Below are 26,792 nucleotides of genomic sequence, written 5' to 3'. Positions count from 1 at the left end.
GAAACTACTGGTGTCTTTCCGGGCGTGCGCCCATAGCCTCTGATCTACATTTGCGGCTAATGGTGGCCGCATTCTCGCGAGGGAGGCGCTGCAGTGAACTATTCAGACCGAAAAAGCCCCGGGCACAGAATGAGGGCCCGGCCCCGAGCTGGGTGGTGGTCCGCCACGCCTGTTGGCGCCGGACGGAAGGTCCTGGCCGCGGTCACGGTGAGCGGCCTGCTGCTGTCCGCGGCGGGTGTGGCACAGGCGGACGTGGTCTACAACAACGTTGATGCGAGCCTGGATGCCGCGGCCGAAAGCATGCCATTGAATGTGGGCGGCGGCACTGGCACCACAACGCTTGCCGTTTCCCCGGCCAACGATGATGGCAAGAACGGCTGCAATCTGACCGGCAGCACCGTCTTGACCCTGGGCCTGGCATCAAGCAATCCGGCGGCAGCAACCGTCAGCCCCTCGTCCGTGACGTTCACAGCCTGCGGCAGCACGAAGCTGGTGACGGTCACCCCTGTGGCAGCTGGCTTGACCACCATCTCCGCCATTCAGACCTTCAATAACACTGGCGGAACCTTTGACCTTGCCCCGGCGACGTTTACAGTCAATGTGGCGGCCCCGGCTCCTGCGAACACGGCGCCGACCCTGTCAGTCGCCGGTGTGACTACGGGCGCTTCGTACTCCAAGGGCGCCGTCCCCGCAGCGTCCTGCAGCATCGTCGACGCCGAAGACGGGAACAGCACGGTCGCTGCAACACTCAGCGGCATCACCGGTCCTTACGCAGCGGACGGCATCGGCCAGCAGACAGCGAGCTGCAGCTACACGGACGGCGGCGGGCTCACCGCCAGCGGCTCAGCCACCTACAGCATCGGGGACCCCAGCGGTCCGCAGATCAGCTACACCCTGAACCCGGGGACGCCCAACGGCCTCAGTGAGTGGTTCACCGCTCCGCTGATCCTCAGCTGGACGGTCACCGATCCCGAGTCGCCAGGCTCGTTGGTCACTACCGGCTGCGAGGACCAGGCCATTTCGGCGGACCAAGTGAAAATCGCGTACACCTGCTCCGCAACCAGCGCCGGAGGCTCCACCTCCAAGGACACTGTGCCCGTGGGCCTTGACGCCACCGCTCCCCAAGTGAGCTACACAGGGGCAGAAGGACCCGTCGGCAACGACGGCTGGTTTAGGGGGCCCGTTACGGCCACGTTCACCGCCACCGACGAAACATCCGGCCCCGCCGCCCAGTCCGCGAGCGAAACAACAGCTGCGGGCACCGAAGGAGCGGCCATAGAGGTCAGGAGCCCGGTGTTCAGTGACACCGCGGGCAACGCCTCGGCCCTTGGAGCGGTTACCCCAAGCTTTAAGATCGACGGCACGGCGCCAGTGGTGGCGTACACGGAAGCCGACAGGGAGCCGAATGCCAAGGGCTGGTACAACGCCCCCGTCACGGCAACGTTCACCGGAACTGACGCAGTGTCGGGGCCGGCCGTCGCAACCCAGACCGCAACATCCGCTGGCGAGGGAGCCGCCGTCGTTGTTGGCAGCCCGGTCTTCGCGGACCTTGCCGGCAATGCCTCAGAGGCCGGCACGCCGTCCGCAAGCTACAAGATCGACCTCACGGCGCCGTCCGTTTCGTTCACGAACCTCAGCGGCACGGAGGGCGCGAACGGCTGGTACACCGGCCCGGTCACGGCGACGTTTACCGGGACGGATGCACTCTCGGGTCCGGAGTCCGCCGTCAAGACGGCGGTGTCCAGTGGAGAAGGCACCGGCATGGTCCTGGCCAGCCCGGCGTTCACGGATGTCGCGGACAACACAACGCCCGCCGGTGAAGTGTCCAGCGCGGCCTTCAAGGTGGATCTGACGGATCCGGTTGCCACATTCGACTCAGTTCTGGCGGACGCGTACTTCAGGTCCCTCGGCGCCCAGCCCACGTGCACCGCCACGGACGCAGGTTCAGGTCCGGCGGGTTGCGCGGTGACCGGCTATTCCGCGGAGGTGGGCACCCACACGTTGACGGCCACGGCCACCGACAATGCGGGGCGCAGGTCTGTCACTACACAGACCTACACGGTGAAAGCCTGGGAGCCCAAGGGCTTCTACCAGCCCATCGACATGGGCGGCGTCCTCAACACGGTGAAGGCAGGAAGCACCGTACCTGCCAAATTCGAAGTGTTCTCCGGCGCCACAGAGCTGACGGACACCAGCATCGTGAAGATGGGAGTCCGGCAGATCGCGTGCAGTCCGCTGGCTCTCCAGGACGGAATCGAGATCACGGCCACCGGAAATACCTCCCTGAGGTACGACTCGACGGGTGGCCAGTACATCTACAACTGGAAGACGCCGAACATGCCAGGGGTCTGCTTCCAGCTCAGCATGACGTCAGCCGACGGTTCCCACATCGATGCCAACTTCAAGCTGAAGTAGCGCTGCTGCGGACTTGAGCCGGCAAGTAGCACGTATGGGTTAAACCGCGGGAAGGGGGTCGCCGGAAACGGTGGCCCCCTTCCTCCGTGTCCGACGCCACGGCGACATCCAGAAATATCCCGGCCGCCGCCGTCGTTGTTCCCAACGTGCCGGACCCCGCGGGGCCGGCGGCTGCGCAACCCCTACGAAAGGCCATCCTGCCGTGACTGTTCCCCTCTCCATCCTCGACCTGGCAACCATCGGCAAGGGCCAGACGGCGGCGGAGAGCTTTGCCGGGAGCGTCGCCATGGCGCAGCTGGCGGAGAAGCTCGGATACCGGCGGGTCTGGTACGCCGAGCACCACAACATGTCTTCCATCGCGTCGTCTGCCACGTCCGTGCTGATCGCCCATGTCGCCGCCCACACCGACACCATCCGTCTGGGCGCCGGCGGAGTGATGCTGCCCAACCATTCCCCGCTCACCATCGCCGAGCAGTTCGGCACCCTGGAGACCCTGCATCCGGGCCGGATTGACCTGGGCCTCGGACGTGCGCCGGGCAGCGACCAGAACACCATGCGGGCGCTGCGCCGTGATCCGCATTCGGCCGACACGTTCCCGCAGGACGTCCTGGAGCTGCAGGGCTACCTCACCGGGCCCACCCGCGTGCAGGGCGTGGAGGCGACGCCGGGAAGGGGAACCAACGTTCCCCTCTACATTCTGGGCTCCTCCCTTTTCGGGGCGCGGCTGGCTGCGCAGCTGGGGCTGCCTTACGCCTTCGCCTCCCACTTCGCCCCGAACGCGCTGCAGGACGCCGTCGCCGTGTACCGCCGGGAGTTCAAACCGTCAGAGCAGCTGGCCGCGCCGCACGTCATCGCAGGCGTCAACGTGGTGGCCGCCGATGCTGCCTCAGACGCCCAGGAGATCCTGCGCGCCACGATGCGTGCCCGCGTCTCACTGTTCTTCGGCGGCGGGCGGCAATTCACCGACGACGAGGCGGACATGATCCTGGACTCGCCGCAGGGACAGCACGTCTCGCAGATGATGAAGTACTCCGCCGTGGGCACCCCGGACGTCGTGCTGGACTATCTGGACGGCTTTGCCCGGCACGCCGACGCCGACGAGCTCATCGTGGCGCACCAGAGCACCGGAACCGAAGAACGGCTGCGCTCGGTTGAGCTCCTGGCAGAGGCAGCCGGACTGGTCAGCGTCTAACTCCCTCAGGAAAAAGAAATATTGGTCCCGCTCTGGCAGATGCGTGTTGACTAAACCTGCAGGTCAACGCGTGGAGCGGGAAATGACCGCCGCATAATGGGGCATTCAGTGCCTCACTATTCAACTGATATCTTTTGACTTCGGGCGGGGCGGAACCTAGCTTTAAGTGCGCAAGGTCTCAATCTGAACACTCATTGCCGGCTGGGTTGAATGTAGCGGTCTCAAATCACTACACGCCGTTGTCCCGCTCCCGAATGCCAAGGGTGGGGTAATTCGGCGTGCCTGATCTGGATCGACCGTGCACGGGGTGCTTTACGAATAAGGCATTGCTCTGCCATAAAGCACGTCCCGCCATTGATCAGATGCAGGTAAAAAACATGAAGATCAAATCTCCGGCCGCCGCAGTTCTCGCCACTTTCCTCATGGTCGGCGGATTGATTGCCGGAGCTGCTGCTCCGGCGTCCGCCGCAGGCACCACGTACTATGTCAGCGCAGCCGGCAGCGACAGCAACTCCGGCACGGCCAGCACATCGGCGTGGAAGACCCTCTCCAAGGTCAACCAGGCGGTCCTCAAGCCAGGCGACACCGTCAGGTTCCGCCGGGGCGACACCTTCACTGGTGGCGTCGTCACCGCACAAAGCGGAACCTCCACCGCTCCCATCACGCTCAACAGTTACGGCACGGGCAACGCCCCCATAGTCACCGGCGGAAAATCAGGAAACTGCATCCGGATCAACGGCAGCTACACCACCGTTGAGGGTCTCCGCGCCGTGGCCTGCGGCTACGCCGGAATCAGCATCACCGGCGACCGCAATACCGTGAGGAACACCAGCGCGTCCAACAATGCCGTCGGGCTAAAAGTCGGCAGCGGGTCCGACTACGGCAACTACACGGGAAATTCGCTCACCAACAACAACGTGATGAATGTGAATACGCCGGGCACCAATTGCGGCACGTCTGTTGCCGTGAACTGCAGCGACGACTCGGGAGCTTTTGGCGTCCTGATAAACGGCAGTGACAATGAATTCTCCGGCAACACCGTCAGCGGGTCCACCGGCAAGTCCTATGACTACAACCAGGACGGCGGTGCGTTCGAAATTTACAACGGCAACCGCAACAACATCCACCACAACGTGTCGCTGGACAACAACAACTTCTCCGAACTTGGAAAGTCCTCCGGAACGGCGGACGGCAACACGTTCCGCTACAACCTCATCCGCTCGACCTGCGGCGCCAACTGCTCCGAGGCCAAGGGCCTCATTGCCCGTGGAAACGGGACATCGTTCGGCCCCACCAACGGCACTGTTTTTGAGTTCAACACGGTCTACCTGACCGGCACCCAGTCGCAGGCGATCGTGTGCCACGCGACATGCCCGTCCTCAACGGTGGTCCGGGCCAACATCCTGGTGGGCGTCAAGAACTCCCTGTGGATCAACGGTTCGGGCTGGACCGAGAAGCAGAACGTCCTCAACGGCCCCACGAACATCATGCCGAACAGCACCACCAGCATGGCGCCTGCAGGTTTTGTCAGTGCACCCGCGGACCTCCGCCTGACCAGCACCAGTCCCGCCATCGACAGGGCCGGCACCACGCCCTACACGGTGGACCTCATGCAAGCCCCCTCCGTTCAGAACGGGGACTGCAGCGGAACGGCCGCTGCTGACGCCGGAGCCTACGAATATGATTCGCCCAACTGCTGACCCGGCTGGCAGGAAGAGAGCCCACAAAGTTACACGACCGCAATAACGGGGATATTCAGGGGAAACGGCCGCGGCGGACACTTGAGGTGTCCAATACCGATTGGGGATAATCCGAAGGATTGCCGCGCATGCCAACTCCGCTCAACCAGACGGTGGCCGATTCCGCACTGCTGACAAAATCCCTGCCGCTGGGCCTGCTTCGGGCCTTCGTCCAAGCGGAGGCGGCCGACGACGGGCTCACACCCCAGTTGCTCGGCGAACTGAAGATTCTGGCCCGGACGCCGGGGCTGCTCGTCGCCTGCAATTACGGCGGGACCCTGTGTGCCGCCGAAGGCATCTCCACGGAAACGTTGCCGCTTGGTGGCGCGGCCATCGCCCTCAGGGCCCTGGCCGCCCTGCCCAACACGCACGCCGCCGTCATCTCCGGGCGGTCGCTGCGTGACCTGGCCGCGGTCTCCAGGCTTCCTGCCGAGGTCCACCTGGTGGGTTCGCACGGGGCGGAGTTCGACATGGGATTCGCGCACGGACTGTCCCTGTCCACCGAGTCAGTGCTGCAGCAGGCCAACCAGTCGCTGCTCGAAGCCGTGGGCGCCTACAAGGGAATCACCATCGAACGGAAGCCTGTCGCGGTCTCTGTCCATACCAGGTCCGCCGCCCCGGACGTCGCGGCCGAATGTGCCAGGAAGGCCGAGGAGGTTGCCCGGGCCCTCGGGCTGTTCTTCATCGTGGACGGTTCCGTCCTGGACCTGTCCGTGGTGCAGCCCTCCAAGGCCGATGCGCTGGACCATCTGCGGGCACGCCTGGGGGTGAGCGCCGCGCTGTACGCGGGGGACGCCGTCAGCGACGAACTGGCCATGGCCACGCTGCGCGGCCCGGACATGGGGCTGTGGGTGGGGGACCTGCCGTCGCAGGTCAAACACCGGCTGAAGGATCCCGAATCGTTCGCCCGGGTGCTCGGAATCCTCTTTGAGCTGCGCCGCGCCTGGCTTTTCGGTGAGGACGCCGTCGGCCTGGAGCGGCACTCGATGATCGGGAACGGTTCCTCCACGGCGCTCGTGACGCCCGAGGCTAAGATCTGCTGGATGAGCCACCCGCTGCCGGACTCGGGCTCCCTCTTTGCCCACATCCTGGGCGGCGACGCCGCCGGGCACTTCTCCGTGGAACCGGTCAAGGCGTCACGGGTTTTGGGCCAGCGGTACGTCGACAGCACGATGATCGTGGAAACACGGTGGGCGGACGTCTCCGTGACCGACTACCTTGAGCCCGCCCCGGAAGGGATCACCAGCCTGGTCCGGGTGCTGTCTGGCACCGGTGCGGCCCGGATCGTCTTCGCACCCCGGCCGGATTATGCCAATGCCCCCTTCAGCATGGAGGCACGCGGCGGCGAGCTTCACGTGGTCGGTACGTCCGACCCCATCATCCTGCTGGCACCGGATGTCAGTTTCACCATCACCTCGGACGGGCGGCACGCCACGGCCACCGCCGAGGTTAACCTGCAGCACGGACCGGTTGTCCTCAACCTCCGGTGCGGTGACACGGAGCCGCAGCGCCCGGCCGGTGCGGACGAAGCGGACCGCAGGGCCGCCGTCGCCCATCATTCCCGCCGCTGGGTCCAGGGCCTGACGCTGCCGTCCGTCAAACCGTCCCTGGTGCGGCGCTCGGCGCTGGTGCTGCGCGCGCTGGTCCACGAGCCCACCGGCGCGGTGCTCGCGGCCCCCACCACATCCCTGCCGGAGGGCATTGGGGGGACCCGCAACTGGGATTACCGCTACTGCTGGCTGCGCGACGGCTCCATGACCGTCAGCGCCCTGGTGGATCTGGGGTCGACGGTGGAGGCGGACGGTTTCCTCAGGTGGCTGACCGGCATCCTGGCCAATGCCCCGGGGCCGGAATGGCTGCATCCGCTGTATTCCGTCACCGGCGCACCGCTGTCCACGGAGGCCATCATCGAGAGCCTGCCCGGATATGCCGGCTCGCGTCCCGTGCGGATCGGCAACGCCGCGGACCACCAGGTCCAGCTGGATGTCTTTGGCCCGATTGCCGAGCTGATCCACGGGCTAAGTGAGTCCCGGGGTTCGCTGGCGGACGAGCACTGGGAGTTGCTGGTCCAGATGGCCAGTGCCGTGCTGACGCGGTGGCATGAGGCGGACCACGGCATCTGGGAGGCGCGCCGCGCACCGAGGCACCACGTCTACACCAAGGTGATGTGCTGGGTCACGCTGGACCGGACCCTGCGCACCGCCGCACGCCACGGCCGCAGCCCCGAGCCTGCCTGGGCGGACACGGCCGCGACCATCCGGGACGAGGTGCTCCGCGAGGGATGGGACCACACCGCCGCGTCCTACACAGTCGCCTACGACAGCCCCGACCTTGACGCCGCGGTCCTGCACATCGGACTGTCCGGCCTGCTCGACGCCAACGACCAGCGGTTCCTGGACACCGTCACTGCCGTGGAGCGGGAACTCCGCGTGGGACCCACGGTCTTCCGGTACAAGTACGACGACGGCCTGCCGGGCCTCGAGGGCGGCTTCCACATCTGCACCACCTGGCTGATCGAGGCGTATGTGGCCGTAGGCCGGATCGCCGAGGCCTGGGACCTGTTCGACCAGCTGGTCAATCTGTTCGGACCCACGGGGCTGCTGCCGGAGGAGTACGACCCGGGCACCGAGACGCACCTGGGGAACCACCCGCAGGCGTACTCACACCTTGGGTTCATCCGCTGCGCCCGGCTCCTGGACCAGCACCAGCGGAACTGACGTGGAGGCAGCGAAGCCGCTCTAGGCCCGGGAGGCTGCGAAGATCGCCGGCGCCGGGCCCTCTCCGGTGGCAAGGTCCGCGAGGATCCGGCCCACCACAGGCGTGAACTTGAAGCCGTGCCCGGCGAAGCCTGCCCCGATGACCACGGGGCCGATCCGGTCCAGGACAAAGTTGTGGTCCGGGGCGGTCGTGTAGGTGCAGCTGATGTCGGTCATGGCGTCGGCGTCCACGCCGGGCAGCCAGTCCCGCGCGTACTGCTGCAGGGCCGCACGCTGGCGCGGTTCTGGCAGGTAGGACCTCCGGTCCGGGTCCACCACGGGCCCCACGCCGTGCCAGCCCGCCTTGACGCCCTCGCCGGGGGTCAGCATGCCATACACGGGGGAGTAGAAGCCGGCGTAGTCCGAGCCCTCACCGGGGAAGTGGTTGAATCCGGGCCACGTGGCGCCGTCATCGGTGATGCCGAAGTGGGCAGGCTGCTCCTGCGTGACCGTCAGGCGCGGGGTGGAGACCGACCCTGCGAGCAGCTTTGACGTCCAGCCGCCCGCGGTGACCACCGCCTGCCGGGCGGTGAGCACCTCCGTCCTGCCGCCGTCGTCCACGGTGAGCCGGACGCCGTCGTCGAGTATTTCCAGCCCCACAACCCTCACGCCATGCCGAATAGCCGCACCGTTCCCCGCCGCGAGCCGCTGGAACGCCGGGAGCGCGGCCTCGGGGTTGAGCTGGCCGCCGTCGGGCATGTGGAGAACCTGCTGGTCGAAGCGGATGCCGCGCCAGCGCTCACCGGCTTCGGCGAGCGGCACGAAGTCCGCCCGCAGGCCGGCGCTGTTCAGCGCTGCGTGAATGTCGCCGAGGCGGGGGTCGGGCCCGTGGTTGACGAGGCCGGTGCGCGCCAGCAGCCGTTCGCCGCTCTCGTCTTCGAGCTCGGCCCAGAGCTTCAGCGTTTCGGCCAGCATGGCGACGTACTCTGGCTCGGCGTAGGAGAGGCTCAGGTTCCGGGTTGCGCCGTGCGAGGCACCCTTATGGTGGCCCGGAGTGAACTGCTCGAGCAGGGTCACGTCGCGCCCCCGGCCGGCAAGCGCCCAGGCGGCAGCGGAGCCCATGGCTCCGCCTCCGATGATCACGGTGTCCAGGGTAGTGTTCAAGATTTCCTCCAATTCGGGCGGCAGCCGCGGAGCGGTTAGGGATGGTGCGGCAGTTATGCCAGAAGCAGGGCCACACCGATCATCGCAGGCACGGCCACGATTGTGGTGATCAGGACTGTGTCCTTCGCGACCGTGAGCCCGGCCTTGTACCGGCTGGCGGCGACGAACACATTCTGCGCGGTGGGCAGGGCGGACGTGACCACCACGGCGAACAGGGCCGGGCCGTCCAGCCCGAGGGCGAAGCGTGCAAAGAGATACGCGATCGCCGGGTGGACGAAGAGCTTGAAGCCGCTGGCCAACAGGGCATCGGTTCTCCGGCCGGCGGCCGCCTGCAGCGGCTTTGACCCGTTCAGGCTCATGCCGAAGGCCATCAGCATGGCCGGAATCGCGGCGCCGCCGATCAGGTGGATGGGCTCCAGGACCAGCGGCGGAACCTGCCAGCCCGTTGCGGCGACCAGCAGCCCAAGGGCCGAACCGACGATCATCGGATTCTTCAGGATCAGCATCACGAACCGGAGCGGGGTGGTCCGGTGCGAGCTGGTGGTGGCATCGAGGGCCATGAGGAACATCGGCGTGAAAAATGCCAGCTGGAAGATCAGCAGGGGAGCGACATGGCTGGCGTCGCCGAGGACGTACACGGCGATCGGGATGCCCAGGTTGGCGGAGTTGGCCAGTGATGCGCTCATGGACGACATCAGTGATTCCGGAATGGTGCGCTTGAGCAGGAACCTGACGATGACAAAGAACAGTGCGGCGGTGGAGGCGGCGCCTACTGCTGCCACGAGCAGTGGTGCCGCGAATACGTCGCGCAGGCTCGCCCTGCTCAGCGTCTCGAAGAGCAGCGCGGGACTGGCCACGAAGAAGGTCAGCCCGCTCAGGACCTGGCGGGCATTCTCGCCCAGGATCTTGCGCCGGCCCACGAACATGCCCACCAGGATGATGGACCAGACCACAAAAAAGCCTGCGAGGACGCCTAGCATCCGGGTGTCTCTGAAGGCTCGGGTCTACAGGCGGGGGCGTCCACCATCCCAGCCTAATCAGATTTATTCAGCGGCGGTTCACCTTGTGGCAGGGATCTCGCCATTCTGGCGGCCCAGTGTCCCGGATCAGCCCGTTGTCCCGGATCAGCCGAGGGGCGCCGTCAACTGCACGTGGCGTTGTTCAACGCGAACGGCGGGCGCATGAGACCTGTGGTGTGGCCCTCCGCGGGGTCGTTGCCGATCTGGACGATCCTGTTGTCCTTGTCCACGTGGACCACCCTGGGGGTGTAGGCCTTGGCCTCATCCGTGGTCATTTGGGCATAGGTGATCAGAATGACGATGTCGTTTTCGTGCATCAGGTGCGCGGCCGCGCCGTTGATCCCGATGACACCGGAACCGCGCTCGCCGGCGATGGTGTAGGTCTCGAGGCGGGCGCCGTTGGTGACGTCCACAATGGCCACGAGCTCGCCGGGCATGATGTCGGCAGCATCCAGCAGGTCCAGGTCTACGGTGACCGACCCCACGTAGTGCAGGTCCGCGTGCGTGACGGTGGCGCGGTGGATCTTGGACTTAAACATTGTGCGATTCATAACGTGAACAGTCTAACGCCGGGGTCAACGCTTGGCTGTGAGCCAGGGAACACCCCCGCTACACCGATTCTCCGCCTCCTGCTGCTTCTGCTGCCGCGGCGGCTGTTGCCGTTGCCGGCGTAGTCGGCGTGGTCGGCGTTGCCGTGGGGGCGCCGGAGGCGTCCGCGCCGGTGTCGATTTCCTGGGCAGCCGCGATGGAGGCGGCGGTGGAGGCAAGGATTTCGCGGGCCGCGAGGATGGCGGGGCGCTGCGCCCCGGAGCGCCGCACGGACGTGAAGACCGTCCGCCTCGGCTTGCCGGGAAGATCCAGCAGCTGGGCCGTGGTGCCCCGGCCGGTCCACACCAGGTCCGGCATCAGGGCGACGGCGTTTCCGGACTCGATCAGGCGGATCTGGGCCTGGAGGTCTGCTGTTTCAAAGCGGACGTCGGGCTCGAAGCCTGCACTTCGGCAGGCCTGCTCGGCCCAGTGGCGTGACGCTGCGCCGCGAGGTTCCATCACCCAGGGCATCTCTGCCGTGTCTGCGAGTGAGCCGACTTCCGCCCTGCCCTCGGCGGGCGGCGGCACTGCGAGGCGGATGGCGTCACTCGTCAGGCGCACACGGTCGAGCTCCGGGTAGCGGGGCGCCGCATGGCCGGGATACTGCTCGGCGATGACCAGGTCGAAGTCCCGGGCCCACGTCTCATGCAGCGCCGTCTCCGGTTCGCGCTGTGTCATCTCGATCCGGACCTCGGGGTAGGTCGCGGCGAGGCGGGTCAGCGCGTCCGGCATGAGTGCCAGTGCGGCGGACTGGAAGACGGCGATCCGCACGGTGCCCGAGACTGTGGTCAGCGATGCGGCCAGGTCTGCCTCCGCCTGTTCCAGCGTTTCCAGCAGGTGGGCGGTGTGCGCCACCAGAACCTCGGCCTGCGGTGTGAGTTGCACGCGGCGCCCAGTTTTCCTGAGCAGTTCCACCCCAACTTCCTTCTCAAGCAGGGCCAGTTGTTGGGAGACTGAGGAAGGACTGTACTGCAGAGCTGCGGCCACCTCGGCGAGCGTGCCCCGGATCTTCAGCTCGCGGAGCAGCCTCAACCGTCGAACATCAAGCATGGGCTGTTCCTTGGGTTGCACAAATGAATAGCTGGACTAATGAATACTGGTTAGAAGTATGCACTTTATCTAATGCAACACTGCTTGCATACTAAACAGATTGAGTTACCCCCATCACAGGGCGAAATGATGGGGCCGCACCTACGCAGGAGTCCCGATGAGTACACCAGATCACTCGCAGTCAATTTTGAGGCGCAAGCCCATTGACGACATCGAAGTAGAGAACAAGCACAGCGGCCTATTCAAGTCCCTCGGACTGTGGCAGCTGACCGCCATCGGAGTCGGCGGCATCATCGGCGTCGGCATCTTTTCGCTGGCCGGACTCGTGGCGCACGGCAGTGCAGACACGCCCGGCGTCGGGCCTGCGGTGCTGATTTCCTTCCTGATCGCCGGGCTGGCTTCGGCCGCAGCGGCACTGTCCTACGCAGAATTCGCCGGCATGATCCCGCGCGCCGGCTCTGCATACACCTACGGCTATGTGGCCCTGGGCGAAATCGTCGGCTGGTTCATCGGCTGGGACCTGCTGTTGGAGTACATCGCCATCGTGGCTGTGGTGGCCATCGGCATCTCCGGCTACTTCGACGCGTTCCTGTCCGGCATCGGGATCCACATGCCCGTATGGATGACATCCACCGCGGACGAAGGCAAGGGCGGTATCATCAACATCCCCGCCATCCTGGTCTGTCTGCTGGTGACCTGGATCCTCTCGCGCGGTACCAAGACTTTCGGCCGGTTTGAACTGATTGCCGTTGCCATCAAGGTTGTTTTGATCCTGTTCATCATTGGGCTGGGCGTCTTCTACATCAACACCCAGAACTTCAACCCCTTCATGCCCAGCGGCTTTGGTCCCGTCCTGGCCGGCTCGGCCACCGTGTTCTTCGCCGTGTTCGGCTACGACGCCATGAGTACCGCCGCCGAAGAGGCAACCGACGGCAAGAAGCACATGCCCAAGGCCATCGTCCTGTCCCTCATCATCGCCATGCTGCTTTACGTTGCCGCCACCCTCGTGCTCACCGGCATGCAGAACTACAAGGACATCGATCCCGCCGCCGGATTTGCTTCGGCATTCCAGGGCGTCGGCCTTCCCGTCATCGCCACCATCATCTCGGTCTTCGCCGTGCTGTCCATCCTGACCGTGATGCTCACCTTCCTCCTCGGCGTCACCCGCGTGTGGTTCTCCATGAGCCGCGACGGACTCCTCCCCGGCTGGTTCTCGAAGACGGACCGGCACGGAACCCCGCAGCGCGTGACCTGGATCGGCGGCATTGCGTCGGCCCTTTTGGCCGGCGTGTTCCCGATCAAGGCCGTCGCCGATCTCACGAATATCGGCATCCTCGCCGCATTCGTGGTGGTGTGCGTTTCCGTGATCATCTTCCGCTACACCAAGCCGGAGGCCCCGCGGACCTTCCGCCTGCCGCTGATGCCTGTGGTTCCCGCATTCGGTGTGCTGGCCTCCGCCTTCCTGATGTTCCAACTGCACTGGGAAACCTGGCTGCGTTTCGGCATCTGGCTCGTCATTGGCCTGGTGATTTACTTCGGCTACGGCAAGCGGCACTCCCTGATGAACCCGAACAGCCCGCGGCACGACGAGGCCGTGGAGATGCACACGCCCGTGTAGTTCTCTTTATCGGTCATCCGGCGCCAAACCGACAAACCCTCCCGCACCGCTCTCAGGTGCGGGAGGGTTTGTCGTTTAGCGGCGAAAGCTGCGGGAGGGTTTGTCGTTTAGCGGCGAAAGCTGAGCCGGGAGGGCGGCAAATTGGGGCCGCCAACGCAAAAACAAACCGATCGGTTTTTCTAACGTGTATCGCTCAGTAAAGATCGCTTTATCTTAAGGGAAGTGAAGCTCATACTGATGGATAAGACGATCCAATCGCACTGAAAGAACGAGGAAAGCCATGACCAACACCGCAACGGATCACCGCGTGCAGGCAGGCAAGGACGCCGCTGTTACCGGCGCCGTCGCCACCCCCTCGGCAGGGTCCGCCGTCGCCGAAGCGACGGCTCTGGCCACCGACGCCATCGCCCTCGTCCGCCGCTGGCTGACCGAAGCCAGCAAGGTTCCGGTGGACGCATCCGCCGAGCAGCTCGCCGGCGTCCTCAAGGACCCGAACGGGCTGGACTTCACCGTGGGCTTCGTGGACGGCGTAGTCCGTCCCGAGGACCTGCACGTTGCCGCCCGCAACCTCGCCGCCCTCGCCCCGAAGGTTCCCGCCTTCCTGCCCTGGTACATGCGCAGCGCGGTCCAGGCGGGCGGCCTCATGGCCCCGGTCCTGCCGCAGGTTGTCATTCCGGTGGCCCGCAAGGTCCTGCGCGAAATGGTGGGCCACCTCATCGTTGACGCCACCGACTCCAAGCTGGGCCCCGCCATCGCCAAGATCCGCAAGGACGGCATCAAGCTCAACGTGAACCTGCTCGGCGAGGCTGTGCTGGGCGAGCACGAGGCCTCCCGCCGGCTCGAGGGAACCCACACGCTGCTGGCCCGCCCGGATGTGGACTACGTCTCCATCAAGGTGTCCTCCACCGTAGCCCCGCACTCCGCCTGGGCCTTCGACGAGGCCGTGGAGCACGTCGTCGAGAAGCTCACGCCGCTGTTCGCCCGTGCAGCCTCCTTCCCGAAAGCCAAGTTCATCAACCTGGACATGGAGGAGTACAAGGACCTGGACATGACCATCGCGGTCTTCACCCGGATCCTGGACAAGCCTGAGTTCAAGAACCTGGAAGCAGGCATCGTGCTCCAGGCCTACCTTCCGGACGCACTGTCCGCCATGATCCGCCTGCAGGACTGGGCCGCCGCCCGCCGTGCCGATGGCGGCGCGGCCATCAAGGTCCGCGTGGTCAAGGGCGCCAACCTTCCCATGGAGCAGGTGGAATCCTCGCTGCACGACTGGCCGCTGGCCACCTGGGGCACCAAGCAGGACTCGGACACCAACTACAAGCGCGTCATCAACTACGCGCTGCACCCGGACCGGATCAGCAACATCCGCATCGGCGTTGCCGGCCACAACCTGTTCGACATCGCCTTCGCCTGGCTGCTGGCCAAGCAGCGCGGCGTCGAGTCGGGCATCGAATTCGAGATGCTGCTGGGGATGGCGCAGGGACAGGCCGAGGCAGTCAAGAAGGACGTCGGCTCCCTGTTGCTCTACACGCCGGTGGTCCACCCGGCCGAATTCGACGTCGCCATCGCCTACCTGATCCGCCGCCTCGAAGAAGGCGCCAGCCAGGAAAACTTCATGTCCGCCGTCTTCGAGCTCAGTGAAAACGAAGCACTCTTCGAGCGCGAAAAGCAGCGCTTCCTGTCCTCCCTGGAGAAGCTCGACGACGAGGTCCCGGCGCCCAACCGCCGGCAGAACCGCAGCCTCCCGGCCGAGCCGATGCCCCGGACCGGTTTCCGGAACACCCCGGACACGGACCCGTCCCTGCCCGCCAACCGCGACTGGGGCCGGGCCATCCTGGACCGGGTGCCGACGTCGACCCTGGGCAACGCCTCCGTTGAAGCCGCCACCATCGCGGACGCGGACACGCTCAACACCGTGATTGCCACAGCCGTGGAAAAGGGCAAGACCTGGGGTGCAATGTCCGGCGCCGAGCGCGCCGGGATCCTGCACCGCGCCGGCGACGTCCTCGAGGCCCGCCGCGCTGAGCTGCTCGAGGTCATGGCCAGCGAGACCGGCAAGACCATCGACCAGGGCGACCCCGAGGTCAGTGAGGCGGTTGACTTCGCCCACTACTACGCCGAATCCGCCCGCAAGCTCGACGACGTCGACGGCGCCACGTTCGTTCCGGCGAAGCTCACCGTGGTCACCCCGCCGTGGAACTTCCCGGTGGCCATCCCCGCCGGTTCCACGCTCGCGGCACTCGCCGCCGGCTCCGCCGTCGTCATCAAGCCCGCCAAGCAGGCCCGCCGCAGCGGCGCCGTCATGATCGAGGCGCTGTGGGAGGCGGGCGTGCCCAGGGACGTGCTCACCATGGTGCAGCTGGGTGAACGCGAACTCGGCCGGCAGCTGATCTCCCACCCCGCGGTGGACCGCGTCATCCTCACCGGCGGCTACGAGACCGCCGAACTCTTCCGCTCGTTCCGCAAGGACCTGCCGCTGCTGGCCGAAACCAGCGGCAAGAACGCCATCATCGTCACCCCCAGCGCTGACCTGGACCTCGCCGCGAAGGACGTGGCCTACTCAGCCTTCGGCCACGCCGGACAGAAGTGCTCCGCGGCCTCGCTGGTGATCCTGGTGGGCTCCGTGGCCACCTCGAAGCGGTTCCACAACCAGCTGATCGACGCCGTGACCTCCCTCAAGGTGGGCTACCCGCAGGACCCCACCAGCCAGATGGGCCCGATCATCGAGCCGGCCAAGGGCAAGCTGCTCAACGCGCTGACCACCCTCGGCGAGGGTGAGAACTGGGCCGTCGAGCCCCGCAGGCTCGACGACACCGGCCGGCTCTGGAGCCCGGGCGTGCGCTACGGCGTCAAGCGCGGCTCCTACTTCCACCTGACCGAGTTCTTCGGCCCCGTCCTCGGCGTCATGACCGCTGACACCCTGGAAGAGGCCATCGCCATCCAGAATCAGATCGAGTACGGCCTCACGGCCGGCCTGCACTCCCTCAACACCGACGAGCTGGGACTCTGGCTGGACACCATCCAGGCGGGCAACCTTTACATCAACCGCGGCATCACCGGTGCCATCGTGCAGCGCCAGCCGTTCGGCGGGTGGAAGAAGTCTGCTGTTGGTGCCGGAACCAAGGCCGGCGGCCCCAATTACCTCGCCGGCCTCGGCGGCTGGACCAGCACCGAGAGCACCCGGGGCGCCGCGGCGGGCATCGCCAACCGCAGGGTGCAGCGCCTCGTGGACGCCGTGAAGGGCGAACTCGGCGCCGCTGACATCGAGGCCCTGCAGCGGGCGCTTGGCTCCGACGCCATCGCCTGGGCGGACGAGTTCGGCACCGCCAAGGACGTCTCGGGCCTGAGCGCCGAGCGGAACATCTTCCGCTACCGTGCGCTGCCGGTCACCGTCCGGCTTTCCGACGGCGAGCCCCTCCGGGCGCTCGTCCGGACAGTTGCCGCCGGCGTACTTGCCGGTGCCCCGGTCACCGTATCGTCCGGCGTCGACCTTCCCGCCCGGCTGCGTTCCGTGCTCACCGGACTGGACATCCCCGTGACGGTGGAGGACGACGCCGCGTGGCTGGCGTCCGTAGGCAGACTCGCCGCGGCGGACAAGCTGTCCGGCGGGCGCATCCGCCTGATCGGCGGCTCCGCCGCTGAGCTGGCCGACGCGACCGGCGGCCGCCCGGACCTGGCCATCTACGCCCACGAGGTGACGGAGGCTGGCCGTGTTGAAATGCTGCCGTTCCTGCACGAACAGGCCGTCAGCATCACGGCGCACCGTTTCGGTACGCCGAACCACCTCTCCGATTCACTGATCTAGGGGCCTGCTGATCGAGCGAACAGGGCAATAGAACGGGCGGGCACCCACAAGGTGCCCGCCCGATCTGTTTGCCTGTTGCTGCTTAACCCAAATACCAGCCGGGTGGAGTCCACGACGCGGGAACGCTGTGTGCGGAAAAGTCCTCGCAGCGCGTGCAGGTGTACGCGACTTCGCCCAGCTTGCGGACGGTGCCGTCCTGGCGGTGCTTGGGCGGCACAAAGGACTCAAGGTAGATGAACTCGTCTGTTCCGCACTTTTCGCAGTTTGGTTGGCCGACATATTCGGCGTCGACGGCCATGGAGTGGTTGGTATAGCGGGGGTTTGCGGCTGTGGTCACGGCGTACCTATCCCGAACACGCGGGCGTCATTGCCAAGCAATGTTCGTTATCGAAACCTGTGTGTTATCGGCCGCTGCATGACCGCAACAGTCACAGCATAAGACAGCTGCGAACCGTTATCAATCATTTTCCGGCTCAAACAGGCTTCTTCAGGGTCCTTCCCATGATGGCCTGGGTCAGGGCATCGATGACTTCGGCGTTCGCCAAGGGGTTCCGGATCAGTGTGAAATCGACATCCCCCACAGGCGGCAGCTCGAAGCGCCGGGTGATGATTTTCAGGTCGTCCGGTACCAGCGACGAGGGCATCACGGCCACCCCGATGCCGGCGCGGACGGCCGCCAGCACGCCGCTGATCTGCTTGGTGGTGCACGTGATGCGCCACGTCCGGCCCACGGACTCGAGGGCGTCGATGGCAAGCTTGCGGCTCAGGCTCGGGGCCGGGTAGGCGATGAGCGGCACCGGATGGCCCGGCTCCAGGGCGGTCTGTTCGAGGCCCACCCAGGAGAACGTGTCGTGCTGGACCACCGTGCCGTCCTTGGCGCCGGCAACCCACTTCACGAAGACGAGGTCCAGCTGGCCGGAATTCAGGCGCTTGTACAGCTGGTCGCTCTGGCCGACCGTGAGCTCGAGGTTGATCTGCGGATAGATCTGCCGGAACTCACGCAGGATGCGCGGCAGACCGGTAATGGCGAGGTCGTCGGCGGTGCCGAAGCGCAGGCGGCCGCGCATGGCCGAACCGGAAAAGTAGCGGGCGGCGGCATCGTGGGCCGCCAGGATGCTCCGCGCGAAGCCTGCCATGGCATCGCCGTTGTCCGTCAGCCTGACGTCCCGCGTGTCCCGGCTGATCAGCGTCCGCCTGGCGGCAGTCTCAAGCTTGCGCACGTGCTGGCTGACCGTCGGCTGGGCCAGGCCCAGGCGTTCTGCCGCCTTGGTGAAGCTCAGCGTTTCGGCGACGGCGAGGAACGACCGGAGCTGGGCCGGTTCGAACATGCGTCCTCCTCGACGGCGGGGCATCATTACGTTCAGCAATGATAGTTATAGGAGCAATAGTCTTCCACAATTGGAAGGGTGCGCCATAGCGTTGAGGACATCCCCGCCGGCCCGCTCACCTGAGGAAACCCCTGTGACACCCCCACCGCCGCCGCTGGCCACCGTCACCCAGCCCGTCGCCGTCGTCAGTGAACGCCTTCCGTGGCGGCACACCTTCATCTCACTCCGGGTCCCCAACTTCAGGCTCTTCGCCACGGGCCACTTCATTGCCGTCATCGCGATCTGGATGCAGCGGATCGCCCAGGACTGGCTGGTGCTCCAGCTCTCCGGATCGGTCACCGCCGTCGGCTTCACGGTGGCGCTTCAGTTCCTGCCATCCCTGATCCTGGGACCGTGGGGCGGAATGGTCGCGGACCGGTTCGCCAAGCGCAGGATTCTCATCATGTGCCAGTCTGCCGCTGCCATCCTCGCCGCTGCGCTCGCGGCCCTCGCACTCACCGGGAGGATCGAGGTCTGGCACGTCTACGTCATCGCCCTGGTGCTCGGTTTGGTCACCGTACTGGACCAGCCAGCCCGGCAGGTCTTCGTCCACGAGCTGGTGGGGCCACGGTACCTGCGCAACGCCATCAGTGTGAACTCGACGACGTTCCAGCTGGGAGGGCTGATCGGGCCGGCCATCGCCGGGGTGCTGCTCACGGCCGTCGGTGCGGGCTGGGCCTTCGCCGCCAACGCCGCGGCCTGCTGCTCCACCGTGGCCATGCTCCTGCTGCTGCGCCGGGACGAGCTGTTCGTCAGCGCGCCGGCACCCAAGTCCAAGGGCATGCTGCGGGAAGGACTGCGGTACGCGCTGAGCAAACCCACCATCTACTGGCCGTGGCTCATGGTGGGGTTCATCTCCGTGTTCGCCATGAGCCTGCCGGTCCTGCTCGCCGCCTTCGCGGACCGCGTGTACAGCATCGGCGCCGGCGGTTACGGGATGCTCAATGCGCTCGTGGCCCTCGGGGCGCTGACCGGGGCGGTCGCCTCCACCCGTCGGCGGCAGCTCCGGCTGCGGTCGGTGGTCCTCGCGGCCGGGATGTACGGGCTGATGCTGTGCCTCTCCGCCGCCGTCCCCACCCTGCCGCTCTTCGGCGCCGCCCTGGTGCTGTCCGGGTTCTGGTGCCTGATGTTCCTCACCGCATCCAACCAGCTGGTGCAGACCAGCTCCAACATGAGCATCCGCGGCCGCGTGATGAGCCTGTACATCATGGTGCTGATCGGCGGCCAGGCCCTCGGCGGACCGATGATCGGTTTCATCGCCGAGCACTTTGATCCGCATGCCGGACTGCTGGTGGCCGGAGGGGTGCCGGCGCTCGCCGCGGCGACTGTCGCCGTCGTGCTTGCCCGCAAAGGTGAGCTGACGCTGAAGGTGGACCTGCGGAACCGGCGGGGACCACTGCGGGTGGTGCGCCGGGCGGCATGACGCCGCAGGCGGCGCGTTCAGGAGGTGGTTTGGAGCGGCTGACGGGAATCGAACCCGCGTATCAAGCTTGGGAAGCTAGCGCTCTACCATTGAGCTACAGCCGCAGTCGCACCGGAAACTGCCCGGGGCAGAACCTAGCTTAGCGCAGTTGTGCGGCGACTCCGGCCATCTGGATCACGGGTCCGGGCGCGTCGCAACACGGACGAAAGCCCTCCCGTAACTGTTCGGTAAAGGCCCGGGCGGTGCGCGGCCGCGGGCCGGTGCGGGTGACTATCCTGAATCTCGTTAGCTGCAGTAAGGGGAACGGGCTACGCAGGGTAAGGCCCGACGTCGGAAAAGGATCCCCATGGCAGGTGCAGAACACGAGGTCCTCGTTGCGCGCGACGCCATGACGGTCTACTCATTCCTCCTGGACGGCGCGAATCTGCCCATTTGGCAGGCCGACGTCCGGAGCATAGGGCTCAGCTCGGGTAGCGCCGGCAGCGTGGGAGCCAGGTACCAGGTCACCATGGACGGTCCCCGGGACCGGCCAGTGGCGCGCGATTACGAGATCACCCAGGCGCGGCCCGGCGCCGAAATACAGTTCCAGGTGGTGGCCGGTCCGTCCCTCCTGCGCGGCGGCTTTTACCTCAGCACCGAGAGCGCCGGAACCCGGGTGCGGTTCGCACTTGAGGCGCCGACACTCGGTTTCTGGAGCTTCCTCCGTCCGGCATACCGGCGCCAGCTCCGTGCGGCCGTGGGACAGCTTGCCAAGCTGCCCGCCGTCATCGAAGAGCGGACGACGGCGGACTGAGACTTCACTGGGCCAGCCGCTGGCCCGCCCATGTCCCGGGGACGGACGACGGCGGTGACAGGACTCCGGCGTCGAGACTCCAGTACTGCACGGGGCTGGTCTGCCCGGCGGTGCCGGTGCGCTGCAGGACCAGGCCGACGGAGTAGGTGCCGGTGACGCCGTGCAGTGCGCGGACGGCTGTCACATCACCCCACCCGCTGGCGACGAGTGTCCGGGTTTCGGCTTTGGGCGACGGCCCTCCGGAACCCCGGTACAGCAGAACGTTGCCGTCGCCCCGGCGGGCCAGCAGGTCCTGGAAACCGTCGCCGTCGTAATCCACCATGGCGAGCCGCGTCGCTGCGACGCCGGAAGCGATGAGGGTCCGCTGGACGAGGTCGACGGCGCCCCGGTTGGGATAGAGCCAGAGGTTTGAGTCGGAGTCGACGGCCAGCAGCTCGGGAAGCCTATTGGTGGAACACCATCCGCCGACAGCCAGCGTCATGCCCGCCCAGCCGGACTGCCCCAGCGTGACCGACGGCAGGAACCCGCCCGCCAGTTGCCCTGGATACAGGGTCAGGCGGCCATCGGACCATTGCGCCAGGACGTCGAAAACACCGTCCCGGTCCCAGTCGGTAACAAGAACCTGCCGCGCGGCCGCGAAGCCGGAGCCGATGGTTCCGGGCGGGCCGAACTGTCCGGCGCCCAGTGCGGGCCGGTTGATGAGCTGCCCCGCTGCGTCGACCGACACGATGTCCCCGGCACCCTTGATGGCCGCCGTGGCCAGGTCCAGCGTGGGCGGCATGTGCTTGACCAGGGGCTCGCACACATCTGTCGGCTGCACGGTAACCGAGGTGCTGCCACCCGGAGCGGCCGTGGTGCCGGCGGGCAGCGCCGAGTAGCCAAAGAAATTCACCACGCCCCACATGGTGTAGCGGCTCGGGGTGGTTTGCCAGTTCCCGTCGGTGAACGTGATGCCAATGCCGACGACGTTGAACCGGGGGTCGGTAAGGATGGCGTTGTGGGCCGGCGAATTCTGCCACCATTCGACGAGTTGCGCGGCGTCGCGGTCCCAGCGGACGGCAATGACCTCGCCGGCGCCGTTGTTTGGACTCATGGCGCGCGCATCTGTCCAGAAATTCGCCCGGTGTTCAATGACCTCGCGGGAGGCGATGCTGTCCGACCATTCCTGCGCCATGCCGGCAACCGTCGCGTGGTACTTCACGGCTGGCAGGCCCATAGACGCCCGGTAGGTGTTGATGGCGTTGAAGACGGCGGCCACCTGGGCGGCATTGCTGTCCGGCACCAGCGCCTGCGTTGTCAGCAGGCCCTTGGCGGCGCTGCCCGGCTCTGTGCGGGCCGTGTATAGCGGTGCGGCGAACGCCTCGGCAGGGGCCGAGAGCGGCGGGATCGAAGCTGGTTCGGGCGGGCCCTCGGGCGCTGCGGGGTGGGTGGTCTGGGTGGCCGGAGGCCGGGCGGGAGCGGGTTGCGTGGTGTGGATTGGAGCGGCGGGTGCCGCTGGTGACTGTATCGCTGCCCCGGCGGCCGCCGCTGTCCCCGCCGCTGTTGGGGTGCCAGCCGGAGGGGTGAGTGGAAGCCCGGGTGAGGGCGCCGCTTGGGCCGGGCCGCCGCCGGGCATGGCCGGTGTTCCGGCCGGAAGGGCAGCTGCTGCACCGGAACCGGAAGCCGCTTTTCGCACCGGGGCTTCCGGTGCAGGGGCAGTGGTGCCCGGCATGGCGGCAGCGGATCTGCCGGCGGGTGCCACGGTTGGCAGGCCGCTGGCCGCGGGCGTCGCCAGCGCCAGGGCGCAGGCGAGTGCAACAGCGGCCTTGGCCGCAATCCTGTTCAAAATATCCCCAGCTCTATTTCTGACCGTGTGACGTGAGACCGTCGGCCTGATTGTCCACGCAACACTAGCGGCAGGGCAGGGGACCGGCAATGGTATTTTTGACGGTGTGCTGATCTCTGACCGCGACATTCGTGCCGAAATTGATTCCGAACGGATCGTCCTCGATCCGTACGAAGCCGCGATGGTCCAGCCGTCCTCGGTGGATGTCCGGATTGACCGCTATTTCCGGCTGTTCGACAACCACAAATACGCCCACATCGACCCGGCCGAAGAGCAGCCCGAGCTGACCCGGCTGGTGGAGGTGGAAGAGGGCGAGCCGTTCATCCTGCACCCCGGGGAATTCGTGCTCGGCTCCACCTACGAAACGGTCACGCTGCCGGACGACATCGCCGCGCGACTCGAGGGCAAGTCCTCGCTCGGGCGCCTCGGCCTGCTGACGCACTCCACGGCCGGCTTCATTGATCCCGGCTTCTCCGGGCACGTCACGCTGGAGCTGTCCAACATGGCCACGCTGCCCATCAAGCTCTGGCCGGGCATGAAGATCGGCCAGCTCTGCTTCTTCCGGTTGACCTCCGCCGCGGAGTTCCCCTACGGCTCCGGCGAGTACGGCAACCGCTACCAGGGCCAGCGCGGACCCACCGCGAGCCGCAGCCACCTGAACTTCCACCGGACCGACATTTAGCGCGGCCGCCGGATTGGGGCCGGCCGGGCCGCAGGCCGGCTGGAACGGCCCCGGGCCGCCGGATTGGGGCCGGCCGGGCCGCCACGAACGGGGTCAGGCCGGCACTGGCTCCGGCCGCGCCGGGCGGGAGAACTTCTTGACGAGCGGCTCGATGTAGCGGGCGGCCAGCGGCCCCAGGACCGCCATGATCAGAACGTATGCCGTGGCCAGGGCGGCCAGCTCGGCCTCGACCGCTCCGGATGTTACGGCGAGGCCGGCGATGACAATGGAGAACTCGCCCCGGGCTATGAGCGCAGCTCCTGCGCGGAAGCGTCCCGGACGCGCAATGCCTGCACGTTTGGCGGCCCAGGCTCCGGTGATGATCTTGGTGGCCGCGGTGAGCACCGCGAGGACCAGCGCCCAGGCCAGCACCGGCGGGATGGAGGTGGGGTCCGTGTTGAGCCCGAATGCCACGAAGAAGATGGCGGCAAACAGATCCCGCAGCGGCTCAAGGATCCGCGTGGCACTATGGGCCGTGGCGCCGGAGATCGCGATGCCGAGCATAAAGGCGCCCACCGCGGCGGACACCTGCAGCGCCGCCGCCAGGCCCGAAACCAGCAGGGCGGCGCCCAGCAGGTTCAGCAGGAAAACCTCCGAATTTTCGCTGTGCACGGCTTTGGAGACGTGGTGCCCGTGCCGGAGGGCAACCAGCAGCACCACGGTGACGACAGCCAGCGAGACGCCCACGGTCTGCATGCCGCCCAGGAAGCTGACTCCGGCAAGCGTGGCGGTGAGGATCGGCAGATAGATCGCCATGGCCAGGTCCTCGAAGACCAGGATGGAGAGGACCACTGGTGTCTCGCGGTTACCGATGCGGCCAAGGTCTGTGATGACCTTGGCCGCGATACCCGAGGACGATATATACGTGACGCCGCCCATAACCATGGCGCCCGCGACTCCCCACCCGAGGAGGGCGGCCAGGGCAGCGCCGGGAACGAAGTTCAGGACGAAGTCGAGGATGCCGGCCTTCCATGATCTTCGCAGGCCGGTAACGAGTTCTGTCGCCGTATATTCCAGACCGAGCATAAGCAAGAGCAGGATGACGCCGATCTCACCCGAGAGGTGGGAAAACTCCTTCATGCCGCTCAGTTCCACCACGCCGCCCGCACCGAAGCACAGGCCGCCTACCAGATACAGCGGAATGGGGGACATCCCGATCCGCCCCGCGAGCCTCGCCAACAGGCCGAGGCAGAACACGACTGCCCCCAGTTCGATGAGCGACAGGGCCACGCGGTCCATGAGGATCAGCCGTTGCGCAGGATGTCGGCCGCAGCGTCCAGGCCTTCTTGCGTGCCGACGGCGACCAGCAGGTCGCCGGGGTGAAGGAGGACGTCGGGGCCAGGCGAAGGAACCACCTCGCCTTCACGCATGATCGCCACAATCGAAACGCCGCACCGCGTGCGGATGCGGGCTTTGCCCATGGGCTGGTTCTGGAACGGGGAGTCCGCGGCAATCGAGAATTGCCGGGTGGCGATGCCGGGAACCTCCCGGTGGGCCTCGGTCAGCGTCATGGCAAGGTGCTGGCCTCCCAGCAGATTCCCCAGACAAGCCGCTTCCTCGCCGGTCAGCGGAATCGAGGCCTGGCACGTGTCCGGGTCATCCCAGGTGGAAACGAACAGCTCGGTCTGGCCCTCGCGCAGTTCCACCACCCCGATCCGCCGGCCGGAAGCGGTCATGAAGTCCTTGCGCCTGCCCAGGCCCGGGAGGTCTGTCTCTTCCATGTACATAACATCAGCCTAGTCCGCGAACCTGCGATTTCGGCTGAAACTGGGTCCCCCTGCTGCGGGGCTTAAATGTGCGTTCGCGCTGGACCGGTGGGGCTTAAGTGTTCGTTCGCGCTCAGGGTCGGGCTAGGACTGCGGGACGACCGCGATTTCGGCTTCGCTCGGGGCCTTCACGGGCAGGAGGACCAGTAGCCCGGCCAGCAGCACCACCATGATGCCGAGGATGCCCCAGCGCTGTGCTTCCCCTTGGGCCACCAGGGGAGTGGCAACGGTGATGCACAGGGTGAACAGGGCGGGTGCGAGGAAGCTGACGGCGCGGCCGGTGGTCGCGTACAGGCCGAACAGTTCGCCGGATTCGCCCTGAGGGGCCAGCCGGGCGAGATAGGCGCGCGAGGAGGACTGCGCGGGGCCGACGAACAGGCAAAGGAACAGGCCGAAAACCCAGAACGTCGTGGAACCCGACCACGGCACGCCGAGGAACGTGTGGTTGTCGTTACCCAGCACCAGGATCACCGTCCCGGCGACCAGGAGTCCGGTGAGGGAGCTGATGATCACGGCCTTTGGCCCCACCCTGTCGTCCAGGAAGCCGCCGATGATCGCGCCCACGGCCGCCACGATGTTGCCGAAGATGGCGAAGAAGATGACCTGCGGCAGAGCGAAGCCGAAGGTTCCGGCCGCGATGATTCCGCCGAAGGTGAAGACCGCCGCCAGCCCGTCCCGGAAGATGGCGCTGGCCAGCAGGAAGAAGATGGTGTGCGGGCTGGTCCGGTAGATCGCCTTGATCCTGCGCGCCAGCAGCCCGTACGACGCCAGGAATCCGAGGCTCGCTGCGCGTCTCGGCTTGGGCAGCTCAGGGACCGCGAACATCACCGGCAGCGCGAAGATGAAGAACCACAGGGCGGAGAACACCGCCACCAGCCGGATGTTGAGGCTGTCCTGGGTGGAGGCGCCGAACCACTCGAAGCGCGGCTGCACGAAGAGCTGGAGCACGATGAGCAGGGCCACGATGCCGCCGAGGTAGCCCATGCCCCAGCCGAACCCGCTGACCTTGCCGATGTTCCGGGGCGTGGAAATCTGCGCCAGCATGGCGTTGTAATTGACGCCCGCAAACTCGAAGAACACGTTAGCCAGGGCGATCAGGGACACCCCGAGCAGGAGGAACTCGGGACGGGGAAACACGAAGAAGCACAGTGCCGTCAGGACCGCGACGGCGGCCGTGTTCACTCCCAGCCAGAGTTTGCGGCGGCCTCCGGTGTCGGACCGCTGGCCGGTGACCGGGGCGAGCAGCGCGATGGCCGCCCCGGCAATGGCCACTGCTCCGCCAAGCACCGCCGATGCCTGGTCTTCGCCGCCGAATGCCTGGGAGGTCAGATAGACGGTGAAGACGAACGTCGTCATGACCGCGTTGAACGCCGCGGACCCCCAGTCCCACGCCGCCCAGGCCAGAACACGGCCCTTGCTGGACGCCCGGGGCCCTCCTTCAAGTTCCGACGACGGCTGCGTTGCCTCGGATGCGGCTGCGGAGTTCATAGGCCGATGCTATCCGCCCGTGGCGAACAGGCAACGGAAACTCTCCCGCAGACTGGCGAAACTCGCCCTGCGCCCCGCCAGTGCGGGAAAAACTGTCAGTGCCCCCTTGATAAACTGTCGGGA

The 26,792-nt window shown here is 66.5% G+C and carries 19 protein-coding genes and 1 tRNA gene; 9 read left to right on the top strand and 11 right to left on the bottom strand.

Annotated elements, in window-relative coordinates; all coding sequences use genetic code 11:
- Positions 1-129: 129 nt before the first annotated feature.
- The 4 genes from ABRP34_RS12475 to ABRP34_RS12460 all read left to right on the top strand — a co-directional run bounded on the left by ABRP34_RS12475 (position 130) and on the right by ABRP34_RS12460 (position 8,063).
- Complete coding sequence (locus ABRP34_RS12475) at positions 130-2,415, top strand: PxKF domain-containing protein (RefSeq protein WP_353710428.1); 2,286 nt, start codon at positions 130-132, stop codon at positions 2,413-2,415.
- A 202-nt stretch (positions 2,416-2,617) separates the two neighbouring features.
- On the top strand, positions 2,618-3,607 hold the full coding sequence (locus ABRP34_RS12470) for an LLM class flavin-dependent oxidoreductase (protein ID WP_353710427.1): 990 nt from the start codon (positions 2,618-2,620) through the stop codon (positions 3,605-3,607).
- Positions 3,608-3,984: 377 nt separating this feature from the next.
- Positions 3,985-5,307, top strand: a complete 1,323-nt coding sequence (locus tag ABRP34_RS12465; protein WP_353710426.1) for a hypothetical protein — start codon at positions 3,985-3,987, stop codon at positions 5,305-5,307.
- Positions 5,308-5,435: 128 nt separating this feature from the next.
- A complete protein-coding gene (locus ABRP34_RS12460) occupies positions 5,436-8,063 on the top strand; it encodes a trehalase-like domain-containing protein (RefSeq protein WP_353710425.1) in 2,628 nt (875 codons plus the stop codon).
- Between the two features lie 21 nt (positions 8,064-8,084).
- Here ABRP34_RS12460 and ABRP34_RS12455 read toward each other — a convergent pair whose 3' ends face one another.
- The 4 genes from ABRP34_RS12455 to ABRP34_RS12440 all read right to left on the bottom strand — a co-directional run bounded on the left by ABRP34_RS12455 (position 8,085) and on the right by ABRP34_RS12440 (position 11,863).
- Complete coding sequence (locus ABRP34_RS12455; RefSeq protein ID WP_353710424.1) at positions 8,085-9,206, bottom strand: FAD-dependent oxidoreductase; 1,122 nt, start codon at positions 9,204-9,206, stop codon at positions 8,085-8,087.
- A gap of 53 nt (positions 9,207-9,259) precedes the next feature.
- A complete protein-coding gene (locus ABRP34_RS12450; protein ID WP_353710423.1) occupies positions 9,260-10,186 on the bottom strand; it encodes an AEC family transporter in 927 nt (308 codons plus the stop codon).
- A gap of 161 nt (positions 10,187-10,347) precedes the next feature.
- On the bottom strand, positions 10,348-10,776 hold the full coding sequence (panD, locus tag ABRP34_RS12445) for an aspartate 1-decarboxylase (protein ID WP_003803297.1): 429 nt from the start codon (positions 10,774-10,776) through the stop codon (positions 10,348-10,350).
- Positions 10,777-10,834: 58 nt separating this feature from the next.
- Positions 10,835-11,863, bottom strand: a complete 1,029-nt coding sequence (locus ABRP34_RS12440) for a LysR substrate-binding domain-containing protein (protein ID WP_353710422.1) — start codon at positions 11,861-11,863, stop codon at positions 10,835-10,837.
- Between the two features lie 157 nt (positions 11,864-12,020).
- Here ABRP34_RS12440 and ABRP34_RS12435 point away from each other — a divergent pair, with 157 nt between their 5' ends.
- Positions 12,021-13,481, top strand: a complete 1,461-nt coding sequence (locus ABRP34_RS12435; RefSeq protein WP_003803293.1) for an amino acid permease — start codon at positions 12,021-12,023, stop codon at positions 13,479-13,481.
- A 280-nt stretch (positions 13,482-13,761) separates the two neighbouring features.
- A complete protein-coding gene (locus tag ABRP34_RS12430; RefSeq protein WP_353710421.1) occupies positions 13,762-17,286 on the top strand; it encodes a bifunctional proline dehydrogenase/L-glutamate gamma-semialdehyde dehydrogenase in 3,525 nt (1,174 codons plus the stop codon).
- 82 nt (positions 17,287-17,368) lie between these two features.
- Here the strand turns inward: ABRP34_RS12430 and ABRP34_RS12425 are convergent, their stop codons facing one another.
- Entirely contained in the window at positions 17,369-17,623 is a 255-nt protein-coding gene (locus tag ABRP34_RS12425) for a hypothetical protein (protein WP_353710420.1), read from the bottom strand.
- Between the two features lie 136 nt (positions 17,624-17,759).
- The gene (locus ABRP34_RS12420) at positions 17,760-18,614 is read right to left on the bottom strand and encodes a LysR substrate-binding domain-containing protein (protein WP_003803288.1); all 855 of its coding nucleotides are present in this window, start codon (positions 18,612-18,614) and stop codon (positions 17,760-17,762) included.
- A gap of 133 nt (positions 18,615-18,747) precedes the next feature.
- Between ABRP34_RS12420 and ABRP34_RS12415 the strand changes: the two genes are divergently transcribed.
- Positions 18,748-20,076 carry an MFS transporter gene (locus ABRP34_RS12415; protein WP_353710419.1) on the top strand — a complete coding sequence of 443 codons (1,329 nt, stop codon included), beginning with the start codon at positions 18,748-18,750 and terminating at the stop codon, positions 20,074-20,076.
- 30 nt (positions 20,077-20,106) lie between these two features.
- On the opposite strand, the gene ABRP34_RS12410 is transcribed toward ABRP34_RS12415, so the two are convergent.
- Positions 20,107-20,180, bottom strand: a tRNA-Gly gene (locus tag ABRP34_RS12410).
- Between the two features lie 242 nt (positions 20,181-20,422).
- On the opposite strand from ABRP34_RS12410, the gene ABRP34_RS12405 reads away from it, so the two are divergent.
- On the top strand, positions 20,423-20,869 hold the full coding sequence (locus ABRP34_RS12405) for an SRPBCC family protein (RefSeq protein ID WP_003803283.1): 447 nt from the start codon (positions 20,423-20,425) through the stop codon (positions 20,867-20,869).
- A 4-nt stretch (positions 20,870-20,873) separates the two neighbouring features.
- Here the strand turns inward: ABRP34_RS12405 and ABRP34_RS12400 are convergent, their stop codons facing one another.
- Positions 20,874-22,694, bottom strand: a complete 1,821-nt coding sequence (locus tag ABRP34_RS12400; RefSeq protein ID WP_353710418.1) for a CAP domain-containing protein — start codon at positions 22,692-22,694, stop codon at positions 20,874-20,876.
- Between the two features lie 106 nt (positions 22,695-22,800).
- Here ABRP34_RS12400 and dcd point away from each other — a divergent pair, with 106 nt between their 5' ends.
- Positions 22,801-23,376, top strand: coding sequence for a dCTP deaminase (dcd, locus tag ABRP34_RS12395; protein WP_003803277.1), 576 nt, complete (start codon positions 22,801-22,803; stop codon positions 23,374-23,376).
- Positions 23,377-23,469: 93 nt separating this feature from the next.
- On the opposite strand, the gene ABRP34_RS12390 is transcribed toward dcd, so the two are convergent.
- The 3 genes from ABRP34_RS12390 to ABRP34_RS12380 all read right to left on the bottom strand — a co-directional run bounded on the left by ABRP34_RS12390 (position 23,470) and on the right by ABRP34_RS12380 (position 26,669).
- Positions 23,470-24,654, bottom strand: a complete 1,185-nt coding sequence (locus ABRP34_RS12390; RefSeq protein ID WP_003803275.1) for a cation:proton antiporter — start codon at positions 24,652-24,654, stop codon at positions 23,470-23,472.
- Positions 24,655-24,659: 5 nt separating this feature from the next.
- Positions 24,660-25,142 (bottom strand): cation:proton antiporter regulatory subunit, encoded by a 483-nt coding sequence (locus ABRP34_RS12385; RefSeq protein WP_003803273.1) that lies wholly within the window; start codon positions 25,140-25,142, stop codon positions 24,660-24,662.
- A gap of 123 nt (positions 25,143-25,265) precedes the next feature.
- Positions 25,266-26,669: an MFS transporter gene (locus tag ABRP34_RS12380; protein WP_353710417.1), complete on the bottom strand. Its 1,404-nt coding sequence runs from the start codon at positions 26,667-26,669 to the stop codon at positions 25,266-25,268.
- Positions 26,670-26,792: the final 123 nt, after the last annotated feature.

This window comes from Arthrobacter sp. K5 (assembly GCF_040448525.1).
Classification (GTDB): Bacteria; Actinomycetota; Actinomycetes; order Actinomycetales; family Micrococcaceae; genus Arthrobacter; species Arthrobacter globiformis.
The sequence above is the reverse complement of the archived record's forward strand: the minus strand, read 5'-3'. Positions and strand labels throughout refer to the sequence as shown.